At 66.6% G+C, this 22087-nt stretch carries 23 protein-coding genes; 14 read left to right on the top strand and 9 right to left on the bottom strand.

Going from position 1 to position 22087, the window contains the following annotated elements; all coding sequences use genetic code 11:
• Positions 1–14 precede the first annotated feature (14 nt).
• The 6 genes from C7R54_RS23235 to C7R54_RS23210 all read right to left on the bottom strand — a co-directional run bounded on the left by C7R54_RS23235 (position 15) and on the right by C7R54_RS23210 (position 5507).
• A complete protein-coding gene (locus C7R54_RS23235; RefSeq protein ID WP_158021273.1) occupies positions 15–545 on the bottom strand; it encodes a LeuD/DmdB family oxidoreductase small subunit in 531 nt (176 codons plus the stop codon).
• Positions 546–567: 22 nt separating this feature from the next.
• A complete protein-coding gene (locus C7R54_RS23230; protein WP_192903726.1) occupies positions 568–1815 on the bottom strand; it encodes an aconitase family protein in 1248 nt (415 codons plus the stop codon).
• A gap of 23 nt (positions 1816–1838) precedes the next feature.
• Entirely contained in the window at positions 1839–2753 is a 915-nt protein-coding gene (locus C7R54_RS23225; RefSeq protein WP_129152994.1) for an isocitrate lyase/PEP mutase family protein, read from the bottom strand.
• A gap of 48 nt (positions 2754–2801) precedes the next feature.
• Positions 2802–3773 carry a Bug family tripartite tricarboxylate transporter substrate binding protein gene (locus C7R54_RS23220; RefSeq protein WP_158021272.1) on the bottom strand — a complete coding sequence of 324 codons (972 nt, stop codon included), beginning with the start codon at positions 3771–3773 and terminating at the stop codon, positions 2802–2804.
• Between the two features lie 64 nt (positions 3774–3837).
• Positions 3838–4653, bottom strand: coding sequence for an HpcH/HpaI aldolase family protein (locus C7R54_RS23215; RefSeq protein ID WP_129152989.1), 816 nt, complete (start codon positions 4651–4653; stop codon positions 3838–3840).
• Positions 4650–5507: a TauD/TfdA dioxygenase family protein gene (locus C7R54_RS23210; RefSeq protein WP_158021271.1), complete on the bottom strand. Its 858-nt coding sequence runs from the start codon at positions 5505–5507 to the stop codon at positions 4650–4652. Before C7R54_RS23210 ends, C7R54_RS23215 begins: the two co-directional genes overlap by 4 nt.
• Positions 5508–5791: 284 nt before the next feature.
• Between C7R54_RS23210 and C7R54_RS23205 the strand changes: the two genes are divergently transcribed.
• Entirely contained in the window at positions 5792–6571 is a 780-nt protein-coding gene (locus C7R54_RS23205) for an IclR family transcriptional regulator (protein ID WP_192903725.1), read from the top strand.
• 28 nt (positions 6572–6599) lie between these two features.
• Here the strand turns inward: C7R54_RS23205 and C7R54_RS23200 are convergent, their stop codons facing one another.
• Entirely contained in the window at positions 6600–7472 is an 873-nt protein-coding gene (locus C7R54_RS23200) for a LysR substrate-binding domain-containing protein (protein ID WP_129152983.1), read from the bottom strand.
• Between the two features lie 154 nt (positions 7473–7626).
• Here C7R54_RS23200 and C7R54_RS23195 point away from each other — a divergent pair, with 154 nt between their 5' ends.
• The 4 genes from C7R54_RS23195 to C7R54_RS23180 all read left to right on the top strand — a co-directional run bounded on the left by C7R54_RS23195 (position 7627) and on the right by C7R54_RS23180 (position 12098).
• Complete coding sequence (locus C7R54_RS23195; protein WP_129152981.1) at positions 7627–8625, top strand: Bug family tripartite tricarboxylate transporter substrate binding protein; 999 nt, start codon at positions 7627–7629, stop codon at positions 8623–8625.
• Positions 8626–8683: 58 nt separating this feature from the next.
• Positions 8684–10072 (top strand): MmgE/PrpD family protein, encoded by a 1389-nt coding sequence (locus C7R54_RS23190; protein WP_158021270.1) that lies wholly within the window; start codon positions 8684–8686, stop codon positions 10070–10072.
• Positions 10073–10166: 94 nt separating this feature from the next.
• A complete protein-coding gene (locus C7R54_RS23185) occupies positions 10167–11150 on the top strand; it encodes a Bug family tripartite tricarboxylate transporter substrate binding protein (protein ID WP_129152977.1) in 984 nt (327 codons plus the stop codon).
• A gap of 48 nt (positions 11151–11198) precedes the next feature.
• Complete coding sequence (locus C7R54_RS23180) at positions 11199–12098, top strand: NAD(P)-dependent oxidoreductase (RefSeq protein ID WP_129152976.1); 900 nt, start codon at positions 11199–11201, stop codon at positions 12096–12098.
• A 91-nt stretch (positions 12099–12189) separates the two neighbouring features.
• On the opposite strand, the gene C7R54_RS23175 is transcribed toward C7R54_RS23180, so the two are convergent.
• Entirely contained in the window at positions 12190–13011 is an 822-nt protein-coding gene (locus C7R54_RS23175) for an N-acyl homoserine lactonase family protein (RefSeq protein WP_129152974.1), read from the bottom strand.
• Between the two features lie 281 nt (positions 13012–13292).
• On the opposite strand from C7R54_RS23175, the gene C7R54_RS23170 reads away from it, so the two are divergent.
• The 9 genes from C7R54_RS23170 to C7R54_RS23130 all read left to right on the top strand — a co-directional run bounded on the left by C7R54_RS23170 (position 13293) and on the right by C7R54_RS23130 (position 20972).
• Complete coding sequence (locus C7R54_RS23170; protein ID WP_129152972.1) at positions 13293–14036, top strand: SDR family NAD(P)-dependent oxidoreductase; 744 nt, start codon at positions 13293–13295, stop codon at positions 14034–14036.
• Between the two features lie 67 nt (positions 14037–14103).
• Complete coding sequence (locus C7R54_RS23165) at positions 14104–15066, top strand: branched-chain amino acid ABC transporter permease (RefSeq protein WP_129152970.1); 963 nt, start codon at positions 14104–14106, stop codon at positions 15064–15066.
• The gene (locus tag C7R54_RS23160; RefSeq protein ID WP_129152968.1) at positions 15066–16889 is read left to right on the top strand and encodes a branched-chain amino acid ABC transporter ATP-binding protein/permease; all 1824 of its coding nucleotides are present in this window, start codon (positions 15066–15068) and stop codon (positions 16887–16889) included. Before C7R54_RS23165 ends, C7R54_RS23160 begins: the two co-directional genes overlap by 1 nt.
• Positions 16882–17589 (top strand): ABC transporter ATP-binding protein, encoded by a 708-nt coding sequence (locus C7R54_RS23155; RefSeq protein WP_192903729.1) that lies wholly within the window; start codon positions 16882–16884, stop codon positions 17587–17589. The genes C7R54_RS23160 and C7R54_RS23155 overlap by 8 nt, the downstream gene beginning before the upstream one ends.
• Positions 17590–17634: 45 nt before the next feature.
• On the top strand, positions 17635–18852 hold the full coding sequence (locus C7R54_RS23150) for an ABC transporter substrate-binding protein (protein WP_129152964.1): 1218 nt from the start codon (positions 17635–17637) through the stop codon (positions 18850–18852).
• A 57-nt stretch (positions 18853–18909) separates the two neighbouring features.
• The gene (locus tag C7R54_RS23145; protein WP_129152962.1) at positions 18910–19320 is read left to right on the top strand and encodes a carboxymuconolactone decarboxylase family protein; all 411 of its coding nucleotides are present in this window, start codon (positions 18910–18912) and stop codon (positions 19318–19320) included.
• Entirely contained in the window at positions 19317–20222 is a 906-nt protein-coding gene (locus C7R54_RS23140; protein WP_129152960.1) for an NAD(P)-dependent oxidoreductase, read from the top strand. The genes C7R54_RS23145 and C7R54_RS23140 overlap by 4 nt, the downstream gene beginning before the upstream one ends.
• Positions 20223–20226: 4 nt before the next feature.
• On the top strand, positions 20227–20616 hold the full coding sequence (locus C7R54_RS23135) for a cupin domain-containing protein (protein WP_129152958.1): 390 nt from the start codon (positions 20227–20229) through the stop codon (positions 20614–20616).
• Positions 20617–20645: 29 nt separating this feature from the next.
• Entirely contained in the window at positions 20646–20972 is a 327-nt protein-coding gene (locus C7R54_RS23130) for an NIPSNAP family protein (RefSeq protein ID WP_129152956.1), read from the top strand.
• Positions 20973–21112: 140 nt separating this feature from the next.
• Here C7R54_RS23130 and C7R54_RS23125 read toward each other — a convergent pair whose 3' ends face one another.
• Complete coding sequence (locus C7R54_RS23125) at positions 21113–22066, bottom strand: tripartite tricarboxylate transporter substrate binding protein (protein WP_240039674.1); 954 nt, start codon at positions 22064–22066, stop codon at positions 21113–21115.
• Between the last annotated feature and the right edge of the window lie 21 nt (positions 22067–22087).

The following is a 22087-nucleotide window of genomic DNA, read 5'->3' as shown; positions in this document are numbered from 1 at the left end:
CCGCATCGCTACGCTCACGTCGGCAAGATGAGCGACCGCTGCGCGCTGCGCGCATGCGCCCTGAGCCAGCCCGCCTCGCCGCCTGCTTCGAGGATTTCCAGGGCGGCGCCGGTGAGCGGGGCGACGGACAGGCGATGGCCAGTCGTCAGGTTGACGACTTCGCCGGTCCGGAAATCGACTTCCAGTTCGTCGCCCTGGCTGGTGAATTGCCGTATGCCGGTCGCAAAGGGCAGCACCCGCAACCCTACGGATATCGACAGGCGATAGAAGCTGCGGGCCATCGAGGCGCTCAGGACCGCGACGCCGAGCGCGGCTAGCGCAAGCGGACCCTGTATGTGCATGGGGCCTTGCCCGAAGCGTTCTCCGGCGACCACGAAGTCGCCTGGACGGACCTTGCTCGCGAACGTGGGGTCCAGTCCGCACATCGCCAGTGGCGCCAGCCGCTCGGGTTCGTAGACGACCTGCCTGGTCATCTCGATGTCCATGATCTGGCCATCATTGAGTACATCGTCGCCGAATACCCAGGCGCGTCCCCGTTGCTTCATGTTGGTCGAGTCTCCCATTGGATCAGCCTCCCGCTTCCAACGCCACCGGATCGGCGATCCTGCCGGCGACGGCCGAAGCGGCCACGACGGCGGCATTGGCGATGTAGACCTTGGACTGCATGCTGCCGAGCCGGCCTGTGTCGTTGCGGGTGGCCGTGCAGATGGACGTGTCGCCGTCGCCCAACGGCGCATGGGTGCCATAGCAGGGACCGCACACGCCCACCGCGATCTCGGCGCCGGCCAGCGAGATGTCGGCGACCAGCCCCTCGCTCAAGGCCTGCCGATAGATGGCCTGCGTTGCCGGGATGACCGTCAGGCGGGCGCCCGCCGCCACCCGCCGACCGCGCAGGACCCGGGCGGCGCCGCGCAGGTCTTCCATCTTGCCCCCGATGCAGGACCCGATGAAGGCCGACGTGATCGGCGTTCCCAGCGCCTGGGTGAGCGGCACGCAGAGCTGGGGATCGGGCGGCAGGCAGACCTGCGGCTCGATATCGCCGACATCCCAGGCCAGGCGGCGCTCGAAGACGGCGTCGTCGTCACTGTGCCAGGGCGTCGATTCGTCCGGGCAGATGGCGGTCTTGACGCCGATGTCCACGACGGCGTTGCACAGGGTGTGCCGCTCATCCTGGCTCGCATTGCGCACGTAGGGGCCACAGAATTCGATGCACTTGTAGTCGCCGGCATCGGCGCCGATCCGTGCCGCGATCCATTGTGCGATATCGCGGCTCATGACGCCGTCGCGCGGCGTGCCGTGCAGGTCTACCCGGATGCTGCGCGGAACGCGTAGCCAGACCTTGCCGGTGGCCAGGGCCAGCGTAACGCTCATGCCCAGCGCGATGCCGATGGCGCCCCCGCAGCCCAGCGCCGGGGCGCGCGTGTCGGCCGCCACGAGCAGCATGCCCGGCGCCAGCGCACCGATCTCCAGGGGCAGGTTGTGGCTGATGCCATGCCGGCCGGTATCGAAGAACCAGCGTACATTCTGCGCCTTCGTGTCCCCGCGCATGTAGGCTTGCGCCTCCAGGTGGCCCGGCGCCGAAGAATGCGTGGTGTGGTCTATGGTGACCAGCATTTTCTCGGGGACGGCCAGGTCGGGGTAGCCCAGCGAGGCCATCAGTTTCCGATGACGGTGGTAGTTCAGGTCGTGCGCGGTGATCATGTCCGGTTCGGCCCAGACGACATCGTCCGCGCGCACCCGATCCCGCCTCGCCGCGCGCGCGAGGATTTTTTCGACGGCGGTATGGCCCACTGTCCGGTGCGATACGTTCGGCATGGAGGTCCCTTGATACGCCGCCGTCATGCCCCGATCCTCGGGGTAGGCACTAGCGCCTCTTCGGCGTGACGGGAAAACGCCTCATCGGTGGCATTGGCCGCCGGCAGGCCGAGCAGCGCCGCGATCCGGGCCAGCGACCACATCGACGCGGCCGCCGCCTCGGTGCCGCCTGTCTCGCGCAATTGGCGCAGGTATCGCGCCTGGATGCATGCCTGGGCTTGCAGCAGCGACACGGGATAGAGCACCAGCGGATAGCCGAGCTGCTTCAAGCGGTTTGCCGGCACGGTGGGCCGCAGGCCCTCCACCATCAGTACGATGGTCGGCATCTTCATGCTGGCAGTGACGCGCTGCATGTCCTCCTCGGACGAGACGGACATCAGCATGGTCGCGTCCGCGCCCGCTTCCTCATAGGCGCGCAAGCGTGCGATCGACGCTTCCAGTCCCTCCACCGCCAGCGCATCGGTGCGCGCGATGATCATGAAGTCCCGATCGCGGCGCGCGGCCAGCGCCGTTTTCACCCGCGCGACCATCTCCGCCACGGGGACCAGCTTCTTGCCCGACATCGCCGCGCATCTCTTGGGAAAAGGCTGGTCTTCGATATGGATGGCGGCAGCGCCCGCCGCCTCGAATGCACGCGTCGCATGGGCGACGTTGACCGCGCCGCCATAGCCCGAGTCGGCATCGGCGATCAGCGGCAGGCTGCTGGCGCGGGTGATGATACGAACCCGCTCGACCATGGCATCGACGCTGATGACGCCCACGTCGGGTTCGCCCAGCGTGGCGGCCACGCACAGGCCGGACATATAGGCGGCCTGGTAGCCGGCCTGTTCAACCAGCTTGGCGGAAATGCCGTCATAGCAGCCGGGCGCGATGAGGGCGTCGGGCGTGTCCATGCGCAGCAATTCCCTCAGCCTTGCGCCGGGATGGGTGATCGTCATGATGATTCCTTGATAAACGGGTTCCGGGTGAGGCGCGTACGCCGCGAACTAGTTGGCCGTGGCGCCGCTGGTCTTGACCAGGCCGCCCCAGCGCTGCGTTTCGGCGTGCACGAATTTCGCGTAGGCGTCACGGTCGATGTACTTCGCCGGGGTGTAACCCGCTGACAGGACACGCGCCTGGTAGTCCTTGGAGGCCAGGACCGTTTTCAAGCTTGCGCTGAGCACGTCCAGGACCGGCGCGGGCGTGCCCTTGGGCGCGAAGATCCCGTACCAGCCCTGGATCACCATGTCCGGCTCGCCCAGCTCCTTCACGGTGGGAATGTCGGGATAGCTGGACACGCGCTCGTCCGCGGTGAGCGCCAGCGCGCGGATCTTGCCTGACTTGATGAAGGGCCCGGCGGTGCTCAACGTGTCGAAGATGACCTGGACCTGGCCGCCTACCAGGTCCTGGATCATCGGCGCGCTGCCCTTGTACGGCACATGCGTCAGCTTGATGTTGTGCCGGGTGTTGAACAGCTCTCCCACGAGGTGCCCGCCGCTGCCCACGCCGGCGCTGCCGAAACTCATCTTGTCGGGGTGGGTGCGGGCGTAGTCGGCCAGTTCGGCCAGGCTATGAACCGGCACGCCGCTGTTCACGGCGATGACAAAAGGGTACGTGGCCAGGTTGCCGATGGGGACCAGATCCTGTTCGGAGTTGTAGGGCATGGCCTGGTACAGGCTGGGATTGATCGCCTGCGTGCCGACATAGGAGGCCAGCAGGGTATAGCCATCAGCCGGCGCTCGCGCCACCTGCGACGCGCCGATGTTGCCGTTGGCGCCGGAGATGTTCTCCACGACCACCGTCTGGCCGGTTTGCCCGGACCAGCGCATTGCATATTGACGCGCCAGGAAATCGGTGCCGCCGCCGGCAGGCGCCGGCGCGATCAGCCGTACCGGCTTGGACGGATAGGCCTCGGCGTGAACCGCGGGCGAGGTCAGCAGCATCGCCGACACAGCGATGCATTGCCATTTGAATTGCATGGATGTCTCCAGTATCTGGTTGTTCTTGCTGTTCTTGCTGTTCTTGCTGTTCTTGCTGCTTTTGCTACCGCGCGGCAGGCGCCGGGGCCGCCGTGGCGCGGACCGCGGCCAGCCCGTTCGAGAGAATGCGGCGGTCGCTGCCCGCCACGAGAATGCGGCAACCGGCACGGATATAGTGCTCGCGGGACACGCGCATGGCATCGAGATCCGCGTCGAACAACAGGCCTGCCACTTCCACGCCCGCACGGCGCACGCGCTCGATCATGCCATCGAGAACGCGCTCCACGTCCGGATCGCGCCGGTCGCCGTCCTTGCCCATCGACACGGCCAGGTCGAAGGCGCCCAGGACGATGGCGTCGATGCTGGGTACGGCAAGGATCTCATCGAGGTTGCGCAAGCCTTCCATCGTTTCCACTAGCAGCCAGACCGTGGTGTTCTCGTTCGCCCAGCGGGCATAGGTCGGCCAGTCCAAGGTCTGGTGACCCGTGGCGCGGATCAGCGGACAAGCGCCGCGGCGTCCGGGCTCGTAGGCGGCGGTCCGGTACTTCGCCGAAGCCACCGCCAGGCGGGCCGCCTCGGCCGTCGAGACCTGGGGCACGATGATGCCCATGGCGCCCGCGTCCAGCACCCGTGCGATCTCCGCGGGCTGGCCGCAAGGCACGCGGACGATGGGCGTGAGCCCGGTGGCCTCGGCCGCGCGGATCATGTCGACCACGGTGTCGAGCTCGAAGGAACCATGTTCCCAATCGATCCAGGCATAGTCGTAGCCGGCATTGCCCGCCGCCTCGACGATCTCGGGGCACCGCATCTGCACGAACGCGCCCACCGGTACGCGATCCTGCCTCAAGGCTTCCAGGACATTGTTCTTTCGGTGGATCATGCCGCCGCCTCCTGGCTCTGGAGATACTCCCCGCGGTGATCGCCCAGGATCGTCGTGCGGAACAGTCTGCGCAGCTGCGCGTGGTCATAGTCCATCAAGGCCAGGTGCATGGTGCAGCGGTTGTCCCACATCAGCAGGTCGTGCTTGCGCCACTGATGCCGGTAGACGAATTCCGGCTGGACGGAATGCTTGAACAGGTACTGCAGCAGCGGGGCGCTTTCCTCCTCCGTCAGGTGCTCGAAGCGGCTTGTCAGCATTTCGCTGACGTAGAGCGCCTTGCGGCCCGTGTCTGGATGGGTGCGCACCACGGGGTGCAGCACGGGAGGATTGCGCAGCTCCTTCTGTCGCCGCGATTCGACATCGATGCCCCTGAGGTGCTTCGCGTTGACGACGGTGTGCACGGCGCGCATGTCTTCCAGCATGCGCCGCATGCCTGGCGAAAGCGTATCGAACGCCATGTACATATTGGCGAACATGGTTTCGCCACCGACTTCGGGTAACTCGTGCGCGTGCAGCAGGGACGCCATGCTGGGGCAGATGGTTTGCGAATGGTCCGAGTGCCACTGCTGCCCGAAGACCGTCTTGCGTTCCTTGCCCTCGTTCGTCACCTTGATCAGCTGGGGATGGCCTTCGGACCGGTATTCCGGAACGTGCGCGTGGTCGTCGAGTCCACCAAACAGGGCGCTGAAGCCGATATGGGTGTCGAAACTGATGGCCTGGTCGCGGAATAGCAGAACCTGGTACTGGTGAAACAGTGCCTTCAGTTCACCGAGCGTTTCCGCCGAGGGTTTGTCGGTCACTTGAAAGCCCAGGACTTCGGCTCCGAGCGAGTATGAGAGTTTGCGTACCTTCATGTGCTCCATGTCTCCGTGACTTGCCCGGGCGTGGGGCAAGGTGTTGTCTACGATTCCGCGGTCCGGCGGTCCGGCGGTCCGGCGATCGGGGGAGATTGTTCGACGGTCGCCGCCCCGGGTGAAGAGTTGGTGTCCGTATTTCGGACACCGCCGTGGGAAAGACCTCGAAAAAAACCGCGGGAAGGCCCATGGAGAGGACGACATCGCGTTGCGCGCGAAACTACAATGTCTGGCAGACGGACAAAAATACAGATGCAGGAAGCGGACGAAGAGGGGACGATGCCGTGACCAGAGAGAGCGAAGCGGCGGGCGGTCCCGGTGCGCTACGGCGCGGGCTGCGCATCCTGCTGCATTTGCAGCGCAGCACGCGCCCGCTCGGACCCGCCGAGATTGCGCGGGCGGTGGAGATGACGCGGCCCACCGTGTATCGCCTGCTGGACATTCTTGAAGGCGAGGGCTTCGTCAGGCGGGACGAGTCCGGCAAGGCGTTCCTGGCGTCCGCGCCCGAAGTGGATGTGGGTAGCGAGTGGGCCTTGTTCATCCGGCGCATGAAGCCGATCATGGAAAGAATCGCCGTCCAGACGGGCAATGCGGTCTTCCTGTCCCGTCGTGACCACCGCAGCCTGATCTGCCTGCACCGCGAGATCGGATCGCATCCTGTGCAGATACTGTCCTTGCAGATCGGTGGCCGATCGCCGCTGGGCGTGGGGGCGGGCGGTATTGCCATGCTGGGCGCGTTGAGCCTGCGCGAACGCGATGAAGTGATGGCGGCCAATGCCGCTGAATATCTGGAGTGGGGCAACCTGCATGTCTCGACCATCAGGAAACTGATCGAGAACTGCCGGGCCCGGGGCTATTCCGTCGTGGGCAACTACGCCTTGCAGGGCGTCCTGGCTGTGGGCATCGCGATCGCCGGCAACGCGCGCAGGCCCGTCACGGCATTGAGCGTGACGGCGCCGCACGATCGCCTGCCGCTGCAACGGCAGCGGGAGGTCGCCGCGCTGATGCGCGGCGAATTGGCGGCGGCGGGAATCGAGCGCACGTCCTCCGGCCGCGCGCGGTAACCGGCGAGGCTCGACGAGGCCGCCTCGTCTACCTCACGCTCAATATCCAATCGGAGAACGTGCTGAATGGCCGTCCGGCCGTGCGTGCGGGGTCGCTGACGAGGTAGTAGCCGTCGCCGCTGAGCGCGCGGTGCGCCAGCGGCTGCACCAGCTGGCCGGTGGCGAAGTCCTGCGCGATATAGGCGCGTTGCGTGACCGCGATGCCGAGGCCCTCGGCCGCGGCCTGCAGGCAAAGCACGGCATTGGCCAGCGGAAGAAAGCGTGTGTCGCCGTTCGGCGCCAGGCCCGCCGAAGACAGCCAGCGATCCCAGCAGTCGGGTGCGATCATCGATTTCAACAAGGTCTCGCGCGGCACGTCCTCGGGCGTGCGCAGGCGTTCGGCCAGCGCGGGCGCACAGGCCAGCACCAGCTCGTCCGGGAACAGCAGGTGGGCGCTCAACCCCGGCCACTGGCCGTTGCCGCAACGCACAACGAAATCGGCGTTGTGCAGCTCCGTGTCGTCGGCGCGGGCGACCGTGGCGACTTCGATGTCGATGTCGCCATGGCGCGCGTACAGCGAACCCAGCCTTGGCATGAGCCATTTGATGGCCAGGCTGGGGATGACCTTGACCCGGATGCGGCGATTGGCGCCCGCTTCGGTGGCCCGGGCCAGCACCGACTCCAGCTGGTCGAACAACTGCGCCGCCTGCACGGCCAGCTCCGAGCCGGCCGCGGTAAAGCCGATGTCGCGGCCATCCTTGCGCACCAGCCGGACGCCCAGCTCGTCTTCCAGCCTGCGCAACTGGTGGCTGACGGCGCCCGGCGTGATATGCAGCAGCTCGGCCGCCCTGCCGACGCCGCCGCTACGGTGCACGGCATCCAATACCCGCAAAGGGCCGAGACGATTTCTCAGTTTGTGCATTGTTGAGGTCGATTCAACGATCCAGGAATAAGTTTCCACAGACGCCGAGGAGGAAGCAGCCTACAGTCTGCCTTGCCAGATAAAACCAAATCAAGTGTCGGACCAGGATTTGCATTGTGTGCCGCAGCAAGGATCCGGCCAGGTGGAGACAAAAATGACCAAGCCACATCGACGCATGGCGCTCGCCTTCGCGCTATTCCCGCTTGTCTGCGGCACCCTGGTCGGTGCGCGCGCCCAGGCCGCCTATCCCGACCATCCGATCAAGCTCATCGTGCCCTTTGCCGCCGGCAGCGCGGCGGATACCTTGTCCCGCGTGGTGGCGACGGCGCTGGCCGAGCAGCTCGGCCAACCCCTGGTGGTCGACAACAAGGGCGGCGCGGGCGGCACCATAGGCACCGTGGACATCGCCCGCGCCAAGCCCGACGGCTACACGCTGGGCATCGCCGCGCAGGGCACCTTCGTCAACAACCAGGTGCTCTATACCTCGCCCGGCTACGACTCCATCAAGGACTTCAGCTTCATCAGCGAGATCGCCGATGTGCAGAATCTCCTGGTGGTTTCCGAGAAGTCGCCTTACGAGAGCGCGCTCGCCCTGCTGGACGCCATCAAGGCCAAGCCGCCGGAGACCTTCCGCTATTCGTCCAGCGGCGTGGGCACCAGCCATCACATCGCCGGCGCCACCGTGGCGAAATTCCTCGACAAGCCGCTCATGCACGTGCCCTATACCGGCGCGCCACAAGGCTTGAGCGCCATCCTCAGCGGCGACGTGGACATGGGCCTGTACAACCTTCCGGCCGCCATCGGGCTGGTGAAGTCGGGCAAGCTGCGGGCGCTGGCCGTCACCGGACCCAGGCGCTCGACCCTGCTGCCTGACGTGCCGACCCTGGACGAGAGCGGCCTGAAGGGCTATTCGGTCACCCTATGGTGGGGCCTGGTGGGACCGGCCGGCTTGCCCGCCGACGTGTCCGCGCGCCTGTACGCGGCGCTGGACAAGGTGATGAGCGAGCGGACCTTGCGCGACAAGCTGATCAACCAGGGCTTTACCTTGCCCGATACCCCGATTCCCAAGCCCGCCGCTTTCCAGGACCTGGTGCGCCAGGACCTCGCCAAATGGGTACCCGTTCTGAAGCAACTTGGCACGGCGGCGCAATGAGCTGACGGTAACCCCTCGCCGTCACCTTTAGTCCTGAGTCCTAGGAAGGAAACCTATTGTGCAATCCCTTTCCGCGACGCCGCCCCTGGCGCGTCAATTGGCCGAACACGTCCTGTCGATACGCGACGGCGAACTGCCGGCCCTGGCTCTCGAACATGCCAAGATGAGCCTGGCCAGCACGCTCGCCAGCGCCGCCGCCGGGCAGGGCATCGAATCGGCGCGCATCATCCGTGAGCTTGAGCTCGCCGACGGTGGCGTGGCGGCCGCGCCGGTCTGGTTCGATGGCGGCCGGCTGCCGCTGGCGGGCGCCGCGCGGGTCAACGCGGTGGCCAGCGACGCGGCGGCCTCGGACGATAGCGATATGCGCAGCATCGCGCATATCGGCACCATCGTGTCCAGCGTGGCGCTGGCCGTGGGAGAGCGCGAGGGCGCGGGCGGCCGGGCGGTGTTGAGTGCCATGGTGCTGGGTTACGAGGTCGCCGGACGCATCGACGAGTCGCTGACGCCGGTGCGCATGCAGCGCGGCTTCCACGGCTCTTTTTCGACGGTATTCGGCGCCTGCGTCGCCGCCGGCCTGCTGTTGCGGCTGGATGCGCGGCGGCTGGCCCACGCGATCGCGCTGTCGGCCACCTCCATCGGCGGCATGGCCATCGCCGCCGACACCAGCTGCGCGCGCGAGTACCACGCCGGCCTTGCCGCGAGCACGGGCATTCGCGCGGCGCTGGCGGCGCAGCACGGATTCGAGGGGGAGCTGGGCGTGCTGGACCTGCCGCGCGGCTTTCTCGATGCCCTGGGCGGGCAGGCGCGCGAGGACATCGTGCGCGACTGGGGCGCGTCCTGGGACATCGTGACCGACATGGCGATCAAGCTCATGCCGGGCGCGCATCCCTTCCATGCGACGGCGGAGGCAGCGGCGCAGGCCGCGCGCGCGGGCCGGGTGGCGCCGGGCGATATCGCGCGCATCGTCGTGTCGGCGGCGGTGCAGTGGACCAATTTCAAGGGGGAGCCCCATCCGCGCAACCTGGTCGACGCTGCCCACAGCCTGCACTACTTCGTCGCCGCGGCCATCGTCGACGGCGGTTTTTCGTGGCAGCACATGGAGCAGTCCAGGATGGCGGATCCGACGATCGCCGCCCTGCAGGACAAGGTCGAGTTCGATCCCGATCCACCACCTCTGCCGGACCGCTTTCCGCACCGCCATGGCGGCACGGTCATCATCCACATGAAGGACGGTTCGGTGCATCGCGCCACGTGCGTCGCGCCGCGCGGCTCCGGCGCACGCGGCATCGAGTGGCGCGACGTCGAGGACAAGTTCCTGCGGCTGTTCCCGCAGGCCGGCTTGCCGGCGCACGCGACCGCGGCCTGCCTGGATGCGGTGAGGAGCCTGGATCGCGCCGACACCGTCCGGTCGCTGACCCGGCGCCTGGACAAAGGTCTGGAAGGTTGAGCGAAGACTGAAAACAAAGGCCGTGAAGGCGATTACGGCATTACGCCACTACGCCACTACGCCACTACGCCATTACGCGAGGAGAGGAGACAGTATGAAACGACGCATCGCATCCGCGCTTGCCAGCATCGCCTTGTGCCTGGGGCTGGCCCATGCCGCCGTGGCGGACGACAGCTTTCCGTCCAGGCCCGTCACCATCATCGTGGGCGTGGCGCCCGGCGGCAGCCTGGATGCGCTGGCCCGCCTGCTGGCCACCGAACTGGGGAAGGTCACGAACAGTACCTTCGTGGTGGAAAACGTCACCGGCGCCGGCGGTCTGCTGGGCTTCCAGCGGCTGGCCCGCTCGGCGCCTGACGGCTACACCCTGATGTTCAGCAACCAGTCCATGGTGCTGATCCCCTTGCTTTATCCCAAGGCCGGCCTGGACATCGTGAAGGACACGACGGCGGTCGGCACGGTCGCCAACGTTCCCATGGTGCTGAGCGTGAGCAACCAGAGCGGCATCCAGGATCTTCCTTCCATGCTGGCGGGCATGCGCAGCGGCAAGCTCAAGCTGTACTTCGGTTCGGGCGGCCCCGGCACTACCGCCCATCTGGCCGAGGCCCTGTTCCTGCAAATGGCCGGCGTAAAGGCGGACCTGATCCAGTACCGTGGTTCGGGTCCCGCCATCACCGACCTGATGGGGGGCACCATCCAGGCGGTGCTGGACCAGACGGTCACCATGCTGCCCCTGCACAAAGGCAAGCAGGTCAAGGCCATCGCGGTGGCCGCCAAGGAACGCCTGCCGCAGATGCCGGATGTGCCGACCTTCGCCGAAGGCGGCGTGCCGCAGTTCGACCTGCAGATCTGGAATGGGCTGGTCGGACCCAAGGACATGCCCAGGGACGTGGTGGCCAAACTGGCCGACGCGGTGTCCCGGGCGGTGCAGACGCCGGATTTCCGCGCCCGCATCGACACCTTGGCCGCGCAGGTTCCGTCACCGGAGGAGCGCAGTCCCGCCGGCTTCACGAATACCCTGAAGCGCGACCAGAAGCAATTTGCCGAGCTGGCCAGGAAAATAGGCCTGGAGGCCCGTTGAACCACCGTCGCGCCCAGGCGCGGCGAACTCTTTCATTCGAGGATAACGATGAGCGACACGATCTATGGATTCATTGGACTAGGCAATATGGGCGGCCCCATGGCGGGACGCCTGCTCGACGCCGGCCTTGCGCTGCACGTGACGGACAGCAATCCCGCCGCCACGCAGAAGCTGGCGGCACGCGGCGCCGTCGCGCACGATAGCGCGCGGGCGGTGGGCGACGCGGCCGACGTGGTGTTCCTCAGCCTGCCCGACGGCAAGGTGGTGGAGAAGGTGCTGGGCGGCGAGCATGGCCTCGCGCGGGCGAGCCGCGCCAAGTGCGTGGTGGACTTGTCGACCATCGGTCCCGCGGCCGCCCGGCGCGCCTTCGAGATCCTGGCGGCGCAAGGCATCGAATACGTCGATGCGCCCATCAGCGGTGGCGTGTCCGGCGCCGAGCGCGGCACGCTGGCCATCATGGCGGCCTGCCCGCCCGCGCGCTATGAGCAACTGACGCCGGTGCTGGGCAATTTCGGCAAGCCGTTCTACCTGGGCGCCGAGGCCGGCCAGGCCCAGGTGATGAAGCTGGCGAACAACCTGCTGTCGGCGACCGCGGTGGCCATTACGTCGGAGGCCATGGTATTGGGCGTGAAGGCGGGGCTGGATCCTAGCGTCATGATCGATGTCATCAATGCCGGTTCGGGACGCAACTCCGCCACCATGGAGAAATTCCCCAAGGCGGTATTGACCGGCACGTTTAACGTTGGATTCGCGGCGCGCCTGGCGCACAAGGACGTGCGCCTGTGCCTGGAAGAGGCCGAACTGCGCGGTGTGCCCATGGTGGTGGGATCCTCCGTGCGCGAGATGCTGGTGATGACCACCGCCATTCGCGGCCAGGACGCGGACTACGCCGACGTGGCCCGCGTCGTGGAAGACTGGGCCGGTGTGAAAGTGCGTGCGAAGAAGTAAGCGACAACGGTGCCGACCGGCCCCGGGCACGGTCGGCAGGGTGGGCACGATCGGCCCTGGCGGGCCCGGCGAGCCGGACCCCCGGACGGGATCATGCGGACGGCGCGACGTCCAGCCGCACGACCTTGCCCTGGAGCTGCACGGACGGCGCGGGATAGCGTTGCATCACCTGCGGGTCATGGCCCGGCACGATATGGGCGTCGGAGTCGGCCATGGCCCGCACGATGGCGTAGCCCTCCATCATGTCGGCCACGTTGTGCACCAGCGGAAAGGGGGCATTGCGCCCGATGTTGCCGTACAGGTGGGAGGCATCGGACGCCAGCACCACCCAGCCGCGCTGCGTCCAGACGCGCACGATCTGCAGGCCGGCGGTGTGCCCACCCACCAGGTGCAGCGACAGGCCGGGCGCAAGCTCGGCGGTGCCGCGGTGGAACTTGACGCGTTCCGCGTACAGCTTGCGGATGAAGGTGACCACGTCTTCGACGTCGTAAGGGTGGCGCATGGGCGCGTGGCACATGCAGCGGCCGGTGGCGTAGGAAACCTCGGCGTCCTGCACGTGCAGGGTGGCGGCCGGAAAGTCGCCCAGCGTGCCGGCGTGGTCGTAGTGCATGTGGGTAATGATGATGTCGCGTATGGCGGCGGCGTCGATGCCGAGCAACGCCAGGCCCTGGGCGGGGCGCATCAGCAGTTCGCGGCCGCGCTGGGTGGCGGCTTCTTCGCCGAAGCCCGTGTCGACGAGATAGACCTCCTGTCCGCGACGCAGCACCCAGACGAAGTAGTCGAGACCGGACGCGGCGTCATGGAAGTCGACGGTGCCCAGGTAGTTGTCCGAGGCGCGCCGGTTGGCGTGATGCGCATAGCGGATGGCATAGACCTCGAACGGGCCGGGGGTGTGCGGGGTGGCGTTGCTCACGGTTGTCTCCTTGTTGTGGGGCGGTGCGCCGGCGGCGCTTCATTGTCGATGCCCTGGGACCGCGGTCGGGATTCCAGGACTTCAGGCCATCAGGACTCAGGGTAAATCCTCAAATAAAAACCCGGACCAAAGCCGCAAATCTTCAAGCATTCAATCATACAATCAGTCTATAGTACAAAAATAAAGCGTGGCCGGGAACAAATCGATATCGACGGCGCCGCGACGGGCGTGCCCGGTGAGACGCAGGCACAGGCGATACGCGCATGCGCAAAGGAGGCGGTATGGGAGTGCTGGAAGGAAAGGTCGCGATCATCACCGGCGGGGCTGGCGGCATCGGCCGGGAAATCGCCCGCGCCTACGTCCGCGAGGGCGCCAAGGTCGGATTGGTCGACATCGACGCGCGGGCATTGGCCGAGGCCGAGCAGGAACTGCCGGGGGCCCGGGCGTTGCCCTGCGACGTGTCCGACCGTGCGCAAGTGCGACGCGTGGTCGACGCCTATGTGGCCGAGTCGGGCGGGCTGGATATCCTGGTGAACAACGCGGCCTATTTCTACTACGCGCCGCTGGCGGACATGCCCGAGGACAAGGTGTCCCGGATGATAGACGTCGGCTTGAAGGGCGCGCTGTGGTCGTTGCAGGCCGCCACGCCGCACCTGGTGACGCGCGGCGGCGGCGCCGTCATCAACCTGTCGTCCGTCGCGGTGTCGGTGTCGATCACCAACGCCGCGGTATACAGCGCCATCAAGGGGGCGCTGGACACGCTGACCCGGCAGCAGGCGGTGGAACTGGGCGCCCATGGCATCCGCGTCAACGCCCTGGCGCCCGGGCCGGTGGTCACGCCGGGCGCGAGCTCCGTGATCTCCGAGGAAGGCTGGGCCAAGCGGCGTGCCCGCACGCCCTTGAACCGGCTGGCCACCGGGGCCGATATCGCCGGCGTCGCGGTGTTCCTGGCGTCCGAGGCCAGCGCGACGGTGGCCGGCATCACGCTCAAGGTGGACGGCGCGATGACCGTCCAAGGCTACTGAAGCGGCCACAAGCGCGGCCGCATGCGGCACAGACCCGGGAACCGGGAAAGGGCTTGCCACGATGGAAATGACCGGACTGCAAATCCAGCTCGAAGCCTTCCTGCAGGCGCTCACCGCCGGCATCCTGGTGGGCGGCCTGTATGGATTGATGTGCGTCGGGCTGGCGATGATCTTCGGCATCATGCGCGTCATCAATTTCGCCCAGGGCGATTTCATGATGCTCGGCATGTACGTGACGTACTACTTCTTCATCCTGCTGGGCGCGCACTGGCTGGCGGGCGCCGCGCTGGTCCCCTATGTCTCCGTGCTGCTGGCCGTGCCCGTCATGTATGCGGTGGGGTACCTGGCGCACCGGCTCCTGATTTCCCGCGTCACGGGGCGGCGCGGGGCCACGCTCGACGGCGACGGCCACTATGCCCAGTTGGTGCTGACCCTGGGCATCGCCCTGATTCTGCAGAACGGCGGCATGATGGTGTTCGGCCCGCAACTGGTGTCGCTGCGCACGCCCCTGTCCAGCAGCGCCTGGGAGATCGGTCCGCTGTGGGGCGACTATGTCAGCGTATTCGCCAACAAGGGACGCGCCGTCGCCGCCTTGATCTCGGTGGCCGCGATCGTGGCGCTGGGCGTTGTGATCGCGCGCAGCCGCCTGGGCAAGGCCCTGCGCGCCTCGGCCGACAATCCGGTCGCCGCGTCCTACATGGGCATCGACGTCAATCGCTCGTACCGCATCGCGTTTGCCCTGGGAACCAGCGTGACGGCGCTGGCCGGCGGCCTGCTGGCGACCAATTTTCCCTTCCATCCCTTCGTGGGCCTGGAGTACGTGATCATCATGTATGCCGGCGTGGTGCTGGGGGGCATAGGCAGCATCCTCGGCGCGTTCTGGGGCGGCATGGTGATCGGCCTGGTGCAGCAGCTGTCGTCGCTGGTGCTGCCGATGCAGTTGCAGAACGCGGCGATCTTCGTGTTTTTCCTGCTGATCGTGATGCTGCGGCCGCAAGGGCTGTTCGGCCGGGTTTCGGAGCGCACCTGATGAAACGACTGCCGACTTCCCTGGTGTTGCTGCTGGTCGCGGCGATCTACCTGGCCGCCGCCTTGCTGGTGAGCAATGCCTACCATCAACTGATTTTCACGCTGGTACTGGTGTGGGCCTGCTTCGGGCTGTCATGGAACATGCTGAGCGGCTACACCGGCCTGGTGTCGTTCGGCCATGCCGCGTTCTTCGGCCTGGGCGCCTACGCGGCGGTGCTGGGGCAGATACACCTGGGCCTGTCGCCCTGGGTGATGCTGCCCCTGGCCGCCATCATAGGCGCGGTGGCCGGCGTCCTGGTGGGCCTGCCCACGTTCCGCCTGCGCGGACACTACTTCGCGCTGGCCATGCTGGCGTATCCGCTGGCCCTGCTGTATGTGTTCGAATGGCTGGGCCTGCAGGAAGTCACTTTTCCGATGCAGCGCGAACACCCGGGGCTGTACATGCAGTTCAGCGACCGGCGCTACTACACCGTGGTCGGACTGGTCCTGCTGCTGGTATTCGTGGCGATCACCCTGCGCGTGGAGCGCACGCGCTTCGGCATGGCGCTGATCGCCATCAAGCAGAACGAGGCGGCCGCCGAGGCCGCGGGTATCGACACGCTGCGCTGGAAGCTGCGCGCGATCGCGCTGAGCGGCGCCATCGCGGGCGCCACGGGCGCCTTCTACGCCGTCGTGCTGCTGGTGGTGACGCCGGTGTCCGTGTTCGGCATGCTGGTGTCGGCGCAGGCGCTTACCGTGTCGATGTTCGGCGGCGTGGGATCGGTGTGGGGGCCCATCATCGGCGCGGCCATCCTGGTGCCGCTGGGCGAACTCCTGCATGCCGAGCTGGGCTCCACCTATCCGGGCATCCAGGGCGTGATCCTGGGCCTTGCCATCATCGGGGTGATCCTGATGGCGCCGGAAGGCGTGTTCTGGAAGTTGCGCGATACCTTGCAGCGCCGCAAGTTGGCGCTCGGCGCCCCTGCTGCCGCGCCTGCGCATCCGGCCGACGGCGTCGGGCCCGCCGCCGTCGGCGGCCAGGCCGACGCTGACGTCGCCGACGTCGCCGCGAGGCTGGTCCGCCTGCACAGGCCCACGGCTGCCGCCGGGGACATCATCCTGGACGTGCAATCCGTGTCGCGGAGCTTCGGCGGGCTCAAGGCCGTGCAGGACGTCAGCTTCTCGGTGCGGCGAGGCATGATCCTGGGCATCATCGGTCCCAACGGCGCGGGCAAGACCACGCTGTTCAACCTGCTCAACGGCTTCCTGCGGCCGGACACGGGCAAGGTGATGGTCAATGGCGTGGACATGGCCGGGCGCAAGCCGCACGTGCTGTGCGCGGCGGGCGTGGGACGCACTTTCCAGGTGATGCGGCCCTTCATGCGATTGACGGTGGCGCAGAACGTCAAGGTGGGCGCGTACGTGCGTGCCAAGGACGAGGCGCAGGCGCAGGAATTGGCGGCGCAGGCGATGGCGCGCGTCGGCCTGTCCGATTGCGCCGGCAAGGTCGCCGCGCTGCTCACCACGCGCGAGTTGCGCCTGATGGAGCTGGCCCGGGCGGTGGCGGGACAGCCCGAGCTGCTCCTGCTCGACGAAACCCTGGCCGGCCTGGGGCATGGCGAAGTGGAGGACATCGTCGACGCCATCCGCAAGCTCTCGGCCGAAGGCATCACGGTCGTCATCATCGAGCACACGATGCAGACCATGGTGCGCCTGGTGGACGAGTTCCTGGTGCTGGACCATGGCCAGGTGCTCACCCGGGGCGATCCGCAATCGATCACCCAGGACCCGCGGGTGGTGCAGGCTTACCTGGGCAAGAAGTGGAGCGCGCAACATGCTGCTTGAAATCGACCGGCTGGAGGCCGGCTATTCCGCCGTGCCGGTGCTCAAGGGCGTATCGATCGAAGTGGGCGAGGGCATGTTCGTGTCCGTCGTCGGTCCCAACGGCGCGGGCAAGAGCACTTTGTTCAAGACCATTTCCGGCAGCGTGGCGGCGCGCGCGGGCAGCATCCGGTTCGATGGCCGGGACCTGCTGGCCGTGCCCATCGACCGGCGACCGCACCTGGGCATCGCCCACGTGCCCGAGGGACGGCAGGTATTCGCGTCGATGAGCGTGTTCGAGAACCTGGAGATGGGCGCCTATACCGAGGCGGGACGGCGGGACTGGGCGCGCAACCTGGAACGCATCCATGCCTGGTTCCCCGTCCTCAAGCAGCGCGGGCGGCAGCTCGCGGGCACCTTGTCCGGAGGCGAACAGCAGATGGTGGCGATAGGGCGGGGCCTGGCATCGTCGCCGCGCCTGTTGATGCTGGACGAACCGTCGATGGGACTGGCGCCCGCCGTCGCCGATTTCATTTTCGAACGCCTGATGGATATTCGCCGGGAGACGAACCTGACCATCCTGCTGGTGGAGCAGCGGGTGGCGGAGGCGCTGCAATACGCCGACCGGGGCTACGTTCTGGAAACCGGGCGCGTGGTGCTGGAAGGCACGCATCAGACGCTGCAGGCGGACGACCGTGTTCGCCGTGCATATCTTGGGATGTAGCACACAAGCCGCCTGGAACAAGGCGGAAAGGGCGAGGAGATCGACATGAAGAAGACATCCGCGTTTTTCAGTCTCATCGGCATGGCCCTGGGGGCCAGCCTGCTGCTGGCCGGGCCCGCCGGGGCCGAGCCGGCGCCCGTCAGCGTGGGGCTCATCGCGCCCATGTCGGGCATCTATGCACGCTATGGCCAGGTCATGCGCATGGGCGCCGAGATGGGCATCAAGGATATCAACGACCAGGGCGGCATCAAGGCACTGGACGGCGCCAAGCTGAAACTGGTGGTGGTGGATTCCGGGGACTCCACCGAAAAGGCCAAGAGCGCTGCGGAGCGCATGGTGGCCGACTATCCCAACCTGGTCGCCGCGACGGGCGCTTACCTGAGCTCCTTCACGCTGGCGGCCACCGAAGTGACGGAGCGGGCCAGGCTGCCGATGTTGACGCTGTCGTATTCGGACCTGATCACGTCGCGGGGGTTCAAGTACGTTTTCCAGACCTCGGCGCCGGCCGGCAAGCAGGCCGATATCGCCTTGCCCAGCATACTCGAACTGGCGCAGAAGGCCTCCGGCAAACGCCCCAAGACCGTGGCCATCGTGACCGACAACACGGCGGCTTCGTTGTCCACCGTGAAGGCGCTGAAGGATGGCCTGTTGAAGAAGAACGGCTTGGAGCTTGTCGTCGACGAGACCTTCACGCCGCCGCTGGCCGATGCCTCGTCCCTGATCCAGCGGGTGCGCTCGCGCCGTCCCGACCTGTTGTTCTTCCTGCCCACGGTTATTTCCGATGCCAAGTTGATACTGGAGAAGATGAACGAGACCAATGTGAAGGTGCCGGTGATTTCCTTCGGCATCGCCATCGCCGAGCCCGAAGTGGTCAAGACGGTCAGCCCGGCCTTGCTCAATGGCGTCATGTCGGCCGTGGGGAATTGGGGCGCCAAGGGCCAGGAAGCGCTCATCAAGCGCATGAAGACGGAATACAACGAACCCTGGATGACGCAGAACGCCATCTCCACCTATGGCGATATGTGGATCATGAAGGCGGCGCTGGAACGCGCCGGCAAGGCGGACCGGGAGGCGGTCGGCCGGGCGATGCATACGCTGGACGACGGTCCCAGCCCGTATTTCCCCGGCGGCGTGCTCAAGTTCGACGAGGCGGGGCATCGCGTCGGCGCGACGCTCACGGTCATCCAGTGGCAGGACGGCGTGCCGGTCACCGTGTTTCCGGAGGCCCAGGCCATCGCGCAGCCCATCTGGCCGGGCAAGTAGGCGATTTTCCGCCGCTGCTTTCCGCGGCGGCGCATCGATGACGTTGGAGGTCATGTAATGCATCAGTCCGAGCGGTTTGCCGAGGGTTTCGAGAATCGCAAGACGGTCCTCGGGGCGGATCACGTGGAGCGGTCGTGGGCGGCCGCCGACGACTTCAACCGGCCCATGCAGCAGCTGGTGACGGAATACTGCTGGGGCGAGATCTGGGGGGACAACGCGCTGCCGTTCAAGACGCGCAGCATCATCAACCTGGCGATGCTCACGGCGACCAGCCAACATCACGAACTGGGCGTGCATGTGCGGGGCGCCTTGCGCAACGGAGTGACCAGGGAGGAAATCCGCGCCGTGCTGATGCAGGCGGCGGTCTACTGCGGCGTACCCCTGGGGCTGGCGGCGTTTCGCATCGCCTCCGAGGCCATCCGGGCGTATGAGACCGAGACGGGCGCGGGGAAGGGAGACGGAAAATGAACAAGGACAGGGTCGGATTCATAGGCCTGGGCAATATGGGCGGACGCATGGCGCGCCGCCTGGTCGACGCCGGTATCGCGGTGCTGGGCTATGACACCGACGCGGCGCGCGCCGCCGCGGCCGGGGCCGAGGCGGCTTCGACGATAGGAGACGTCGTGGGCGGCGCCGATGTCGTGCTGCTGTCGCTGCCTGACAGCAAGGTGGTGGAGGCGGTGGTCGAGGGCGCCGGCGGATTGCTGGAGAACTGCCGCCCCGGCCAGATCGTGGTCGACCTCAGCACGGCGGCGGCCAGCTCGACCGTGCGCCTGAACGCGCGCTTCGCGGCGGCTGGCGTGCGCTATGTCGACGCCGGCATATCCGGCGGCGCGGCCGCGGCGGAAAAGGGCGCGCTGACCTTGATGGTGGGCGGCGACGCGGGGGCCATCGAAGCGCTGGACTGGGTGTTCGCGCCGATCAGCGCCAAGGTGGTGACGATGGGCGGCAGCGGCGCCGGGCACGTGACGAAACTGTTGAACAATTTCCTGAACGCGGTCAGCCTGGCGGCGACCGCCGAGGTCATGGTGGCCGGCAAGAAGGCGGGACTGGACCTGCATCGCCTGCTGGATGTGATCAACAGCAGCAGCGGGGTGAATTTCGCGTCGCTCAAGCGCTTTCCCTTCATCGTCGACGGCGACTACCTGGAAGGCGGTTTGACCAGTAAGCTAATGACCAAGGATGTGGTGCTGTATGTGGACATGGTCCGCGAACTGGGCGTGGCGTCGCTGAACGCCGCGGGTCCGGCGGCCTGCTTTGGCCTGGCCACCGCGCTGGGCTATGGCGACCAGATCAGCAATCGTGTGGTGGACGCCATCGGCGATGTGTCGGGCGGCGTTCGTTTGAATGGCGTTTCAACCAAGGAGTAGTGCCATGCAAGTATTTCACGGCCGGGACGAGGGCAGGCCTTCGGAACAGCGCGGTCCCACCTTCACCGGCGTCGTCTGGGCCGACCCGGTCATGCCGACCCAGGACAACGTGGGTATTAATCACGTCTTCTTTTCCCCGGGCGCGCGCACGTTCTGGCATGCCCACGAGTATGGCCAGGTCCTGCACGTGACCGCCGGACGCGGCTGGATCTGTTCCGAGGGTTCGGAGCCCCAGGAAATCCGCCAGGGCGACGTGGTCTGGATACGGCCCAACGAACGTCATTGGCATGGCGCGGCCGCCGATACCTTCATGGCGCACCTGGCTATTTCGCTGGGCAAGGCCGACTGGCAGGAAGAACTGCCGCAGCCCGAGTACGCCCAGGCGGGACGCTGAGTCCTGTACCAAGCAGCAAGGACCCCACCATGATCATCGAAACACGCATCTACCATTGCCTGCCGGGGCGACTGCCCGCGCTGCACGAGCGCTTCTCCGGGACCACGCTGGACTTCTTCAAGAAGCACGGCATTCGTGCCGTCGGTTTCTGGACGACACTGGTCGGCCCGAGCAACCATGCGTTGACCTATATGCTGGAATGGGAAAACATGGAAGAGCGGGAGCGCAAGTGGAATGCCTTCCAGGCCGATCCGGAATGGATCGCCAAGCGCGCCGCCAGCGAAGCGGAAAAGGCCATTGTCGAGCGTATCGAGAATATGTTTCTCGCGCCGACGGATTATTCGCCCATGCGTTGAGGGCCCGGCGGAAAGGATGACGCCCGCGAAGGGAGGGCGCCAGCATGGGGGCGCCGCCCTTCGAGCGTCGCTCCAGCCGGTGCCTGCCCGTCAGGCTTGCGGCATCGATGGCGTCATCGAAGACGCCTCGATGCCTTTTTTCATTCCGCGCGCAGGTCGAGTTGCTTGACCAGCGTGGCCCATTTCTGTACTTCGGACGCCACCAGGCTGGACGCTTCGGCGGGACTGTTCGACACCAGGTCCATGCCGTCGCGCGCAAGCATTTCCTGCAGCGCGGGCGAATTCATCGCCGTTCTCGCCGCGGCGTTCAGTTTTTCTATCACGGTCGCGGGCGTGCCTGCCGGCGCGGCGAGCACGAACCAATTCTTAGCCTCGAAGCCCGGGTACAGCTCCGCCACGGTGGGAACGTCGGGCAGGATGGCCATGCGCTTGCTTCCTGTCGTGGCCAATACGCGCAGCTTGCCGGACCTGACGTGCACCAGCGACGACGCGGGATTGTCTATCATCAGGTCCACCTCGCCGCTGATCAGGTCGACGAAGGCGGCGCCCGCGCCCTTGTAGGGAATTTTCATGAAGGAAACGCCGGCCTGCTGCGCCAGCATCGCGGTGGCCAGCGACTGTATCCCGGTGCTGCCGCTCAACGCGAAATTCATCTTTTCCGACCGTTTCGCCTTGGCGACGACTTCCGCGAGGGAGGACGCGTTGAATTTGTTGCTAGCCACCAGCACCTGGGGCGCCGCGGCGAGGATGGTGACGGCCGCGAAACCCTTGACGGGATGATAGGGAACGTCTGGATAGAACGCTGGCGTCGTCGCGAATGCCGCGGAGGTCAGCAACAGGGTATAGCCGTCCGGTGCGGCGCGTTCCACGTCGGTGGCGCCGATCTGGCCCGTGTTGCTGGCCTTGTTTTCCACGACCACGCCGCGGCCCAGGATCTGGCCCAATTCCTTGGCGAAGGGGCGCGCCAGGACATCCACCCCGCCGCCCGCCGCGAAAGGCACGACAAGGCGGATGGCCTTGTCCGGATATTCCGCCCTTGCCATGCCGGCGAACAAGAGTACCGTGGCCATGCCGCACAATATTTTTCTTATCACGCTATGTCTCCTCGGTAATCC

This window comes from Achromobacter aloeverae (assembly GCF_004121055.1).
Lineage (GTDB): Bacteria > Pseudomonadota > Gammaproteobacteria > Burkholderiales > Burkholderiaceae_B > Bordetella_C > Bordetella_C aloeverae.
Note: the sequence above shows the minus strand (reverse complement) of the source record. Positions and strands in the feature narration are given on the sequence as shown.

Excerpts from the sequence above, each read along its gene's own strand:
- C7R54_RS23210 (WP_158021271.1), bottom strand. The coding sequence starts at position 5,507 with ATGAAGGTACGCAAACTCTCATACTCGCTCGGAGCCGAAGTCCTGGGC.
- C7R54_RS23170 (WP_129152972.1), top strand. The coding sequence starts at position 13,293 with ATGGGAGTGCTGGAAGGAAAGGTCGCGATCATCACCGGCGGGGCTGGC.
- C7R54_RS23220 (WP_158021272.1), bottom strand. The coding sequence starts at position 3,773 with ATGCAATTCAAATGGCAATGCATCGCTGTGTCGGCGATGCTGCTGACC.
- C7R54_RS23145 (WP_129152962.1), top strand. The coding sequence starts at position 18,910 with ATGCATCAGTCCGAGCGGTTTGCCGAGGGTTTCGAGAATCGCAAGACG.
- C7R54_RS23130 (WP_129152956.1), top strand. The coding sequence starts at position 20,646 with ATGATCATCGAAACACGCATCTACCATTGCCTGCCGGGGCGACTGCCC.
- C7R54_RS23150 (WP_129152964.1), top strand. The coding sequence starts at position 17,635 with ATGAAGAAGACATCCGCGTTTTTCAGTCTCATCGGCATGGCCCTGGGG.
- C7R54_RS23185 (WP_129152977.1), top strand. The coding sequence starts at position 10,167 with ATGAAACGACGCATCGCATCCGCGCTTGCCAGCATCGCCTTGTGCCTG.
- C7R54_RS23225 (WP_129152994.1), bottom strand. The coding sequence starts at position 2,753 with ATGACGATCACCCATCCCGGCGCAAGGCTGAGGGAATTGCTGCGCATG.
- C7R54_RS23235 (WP_158021273.1), bottom strand. The coding sequence starts at position 545 with ATGAAGCAACGGGGACGCGCCTGGGTATTCGGCGACGATGTACTCAAT.
- C7R54_RS23180 (WP_129152976.1), top strand. The coding sequence starts at position 11,199 with ATGAGCGACACGATCTATGGATTCATTGGACTAGGCAATATGGGCGGC.
- C7R54_RS23200 (WP_129152983.1), bottom strand. The coding sequence starts at position 7,472 with ATGCACAAACTGAGAAATCGTCTCGGCCCTTTGCGGGTATTGGATGCC.
- C7R54_RS23160 (WP_129152968.1), top strand. The coding sequence starts at position 15,066 with ATGAAACGACTGCCGACTTCCCTGGTGTTGCTGCTGGTCGCGGCGATC.
- C7R54_RS23135 (WP_129152958.1), top strand. The coding sequence starts at position 20,227 with ATGCAAGTATTTCACGGCCGGGACGAGGGCAGGCCTTCGGAACAGCGC.
- C7R54_RS23165 (WP_129152970.1), top strand. The coding sequence starts at position 14,104 with ATGACCGGACTGCAAATCCAGCTCGAAGCCTTCCTGCAGGCGCTCACC.
- C7R54_RS23195 (WP_129152981.1), top strand. The coding sequence starts at position 7,627 with ATGACCAAGCCACATCGACGCATGGCGCTCGCCTTCGCGCTATTCCCG.
- C7R54_RS23215 (WP_129152989.1), bottom strand. The coding sequence starts at position 4,653 with ATGATCCACCGAAAGAACAATGTCCTGGAAGCCTTGAGGCAGGATCGC.
- C7R54_RS23230 (WP_192903726.1), bottom strand. The coding sequence starts at position 1,815 with ATGCCGAACGTATCGCACCGGACAGTGGGCCATACCGCCGTCGAAAAA.
- C7R54_RS23140 (WP_129152960.1), top strand. The coding sequence starts at position 19,317 with ATGAACAAGGACAGGGTCGGATTCATAGGCCTGGGCAATATGGGCGGA.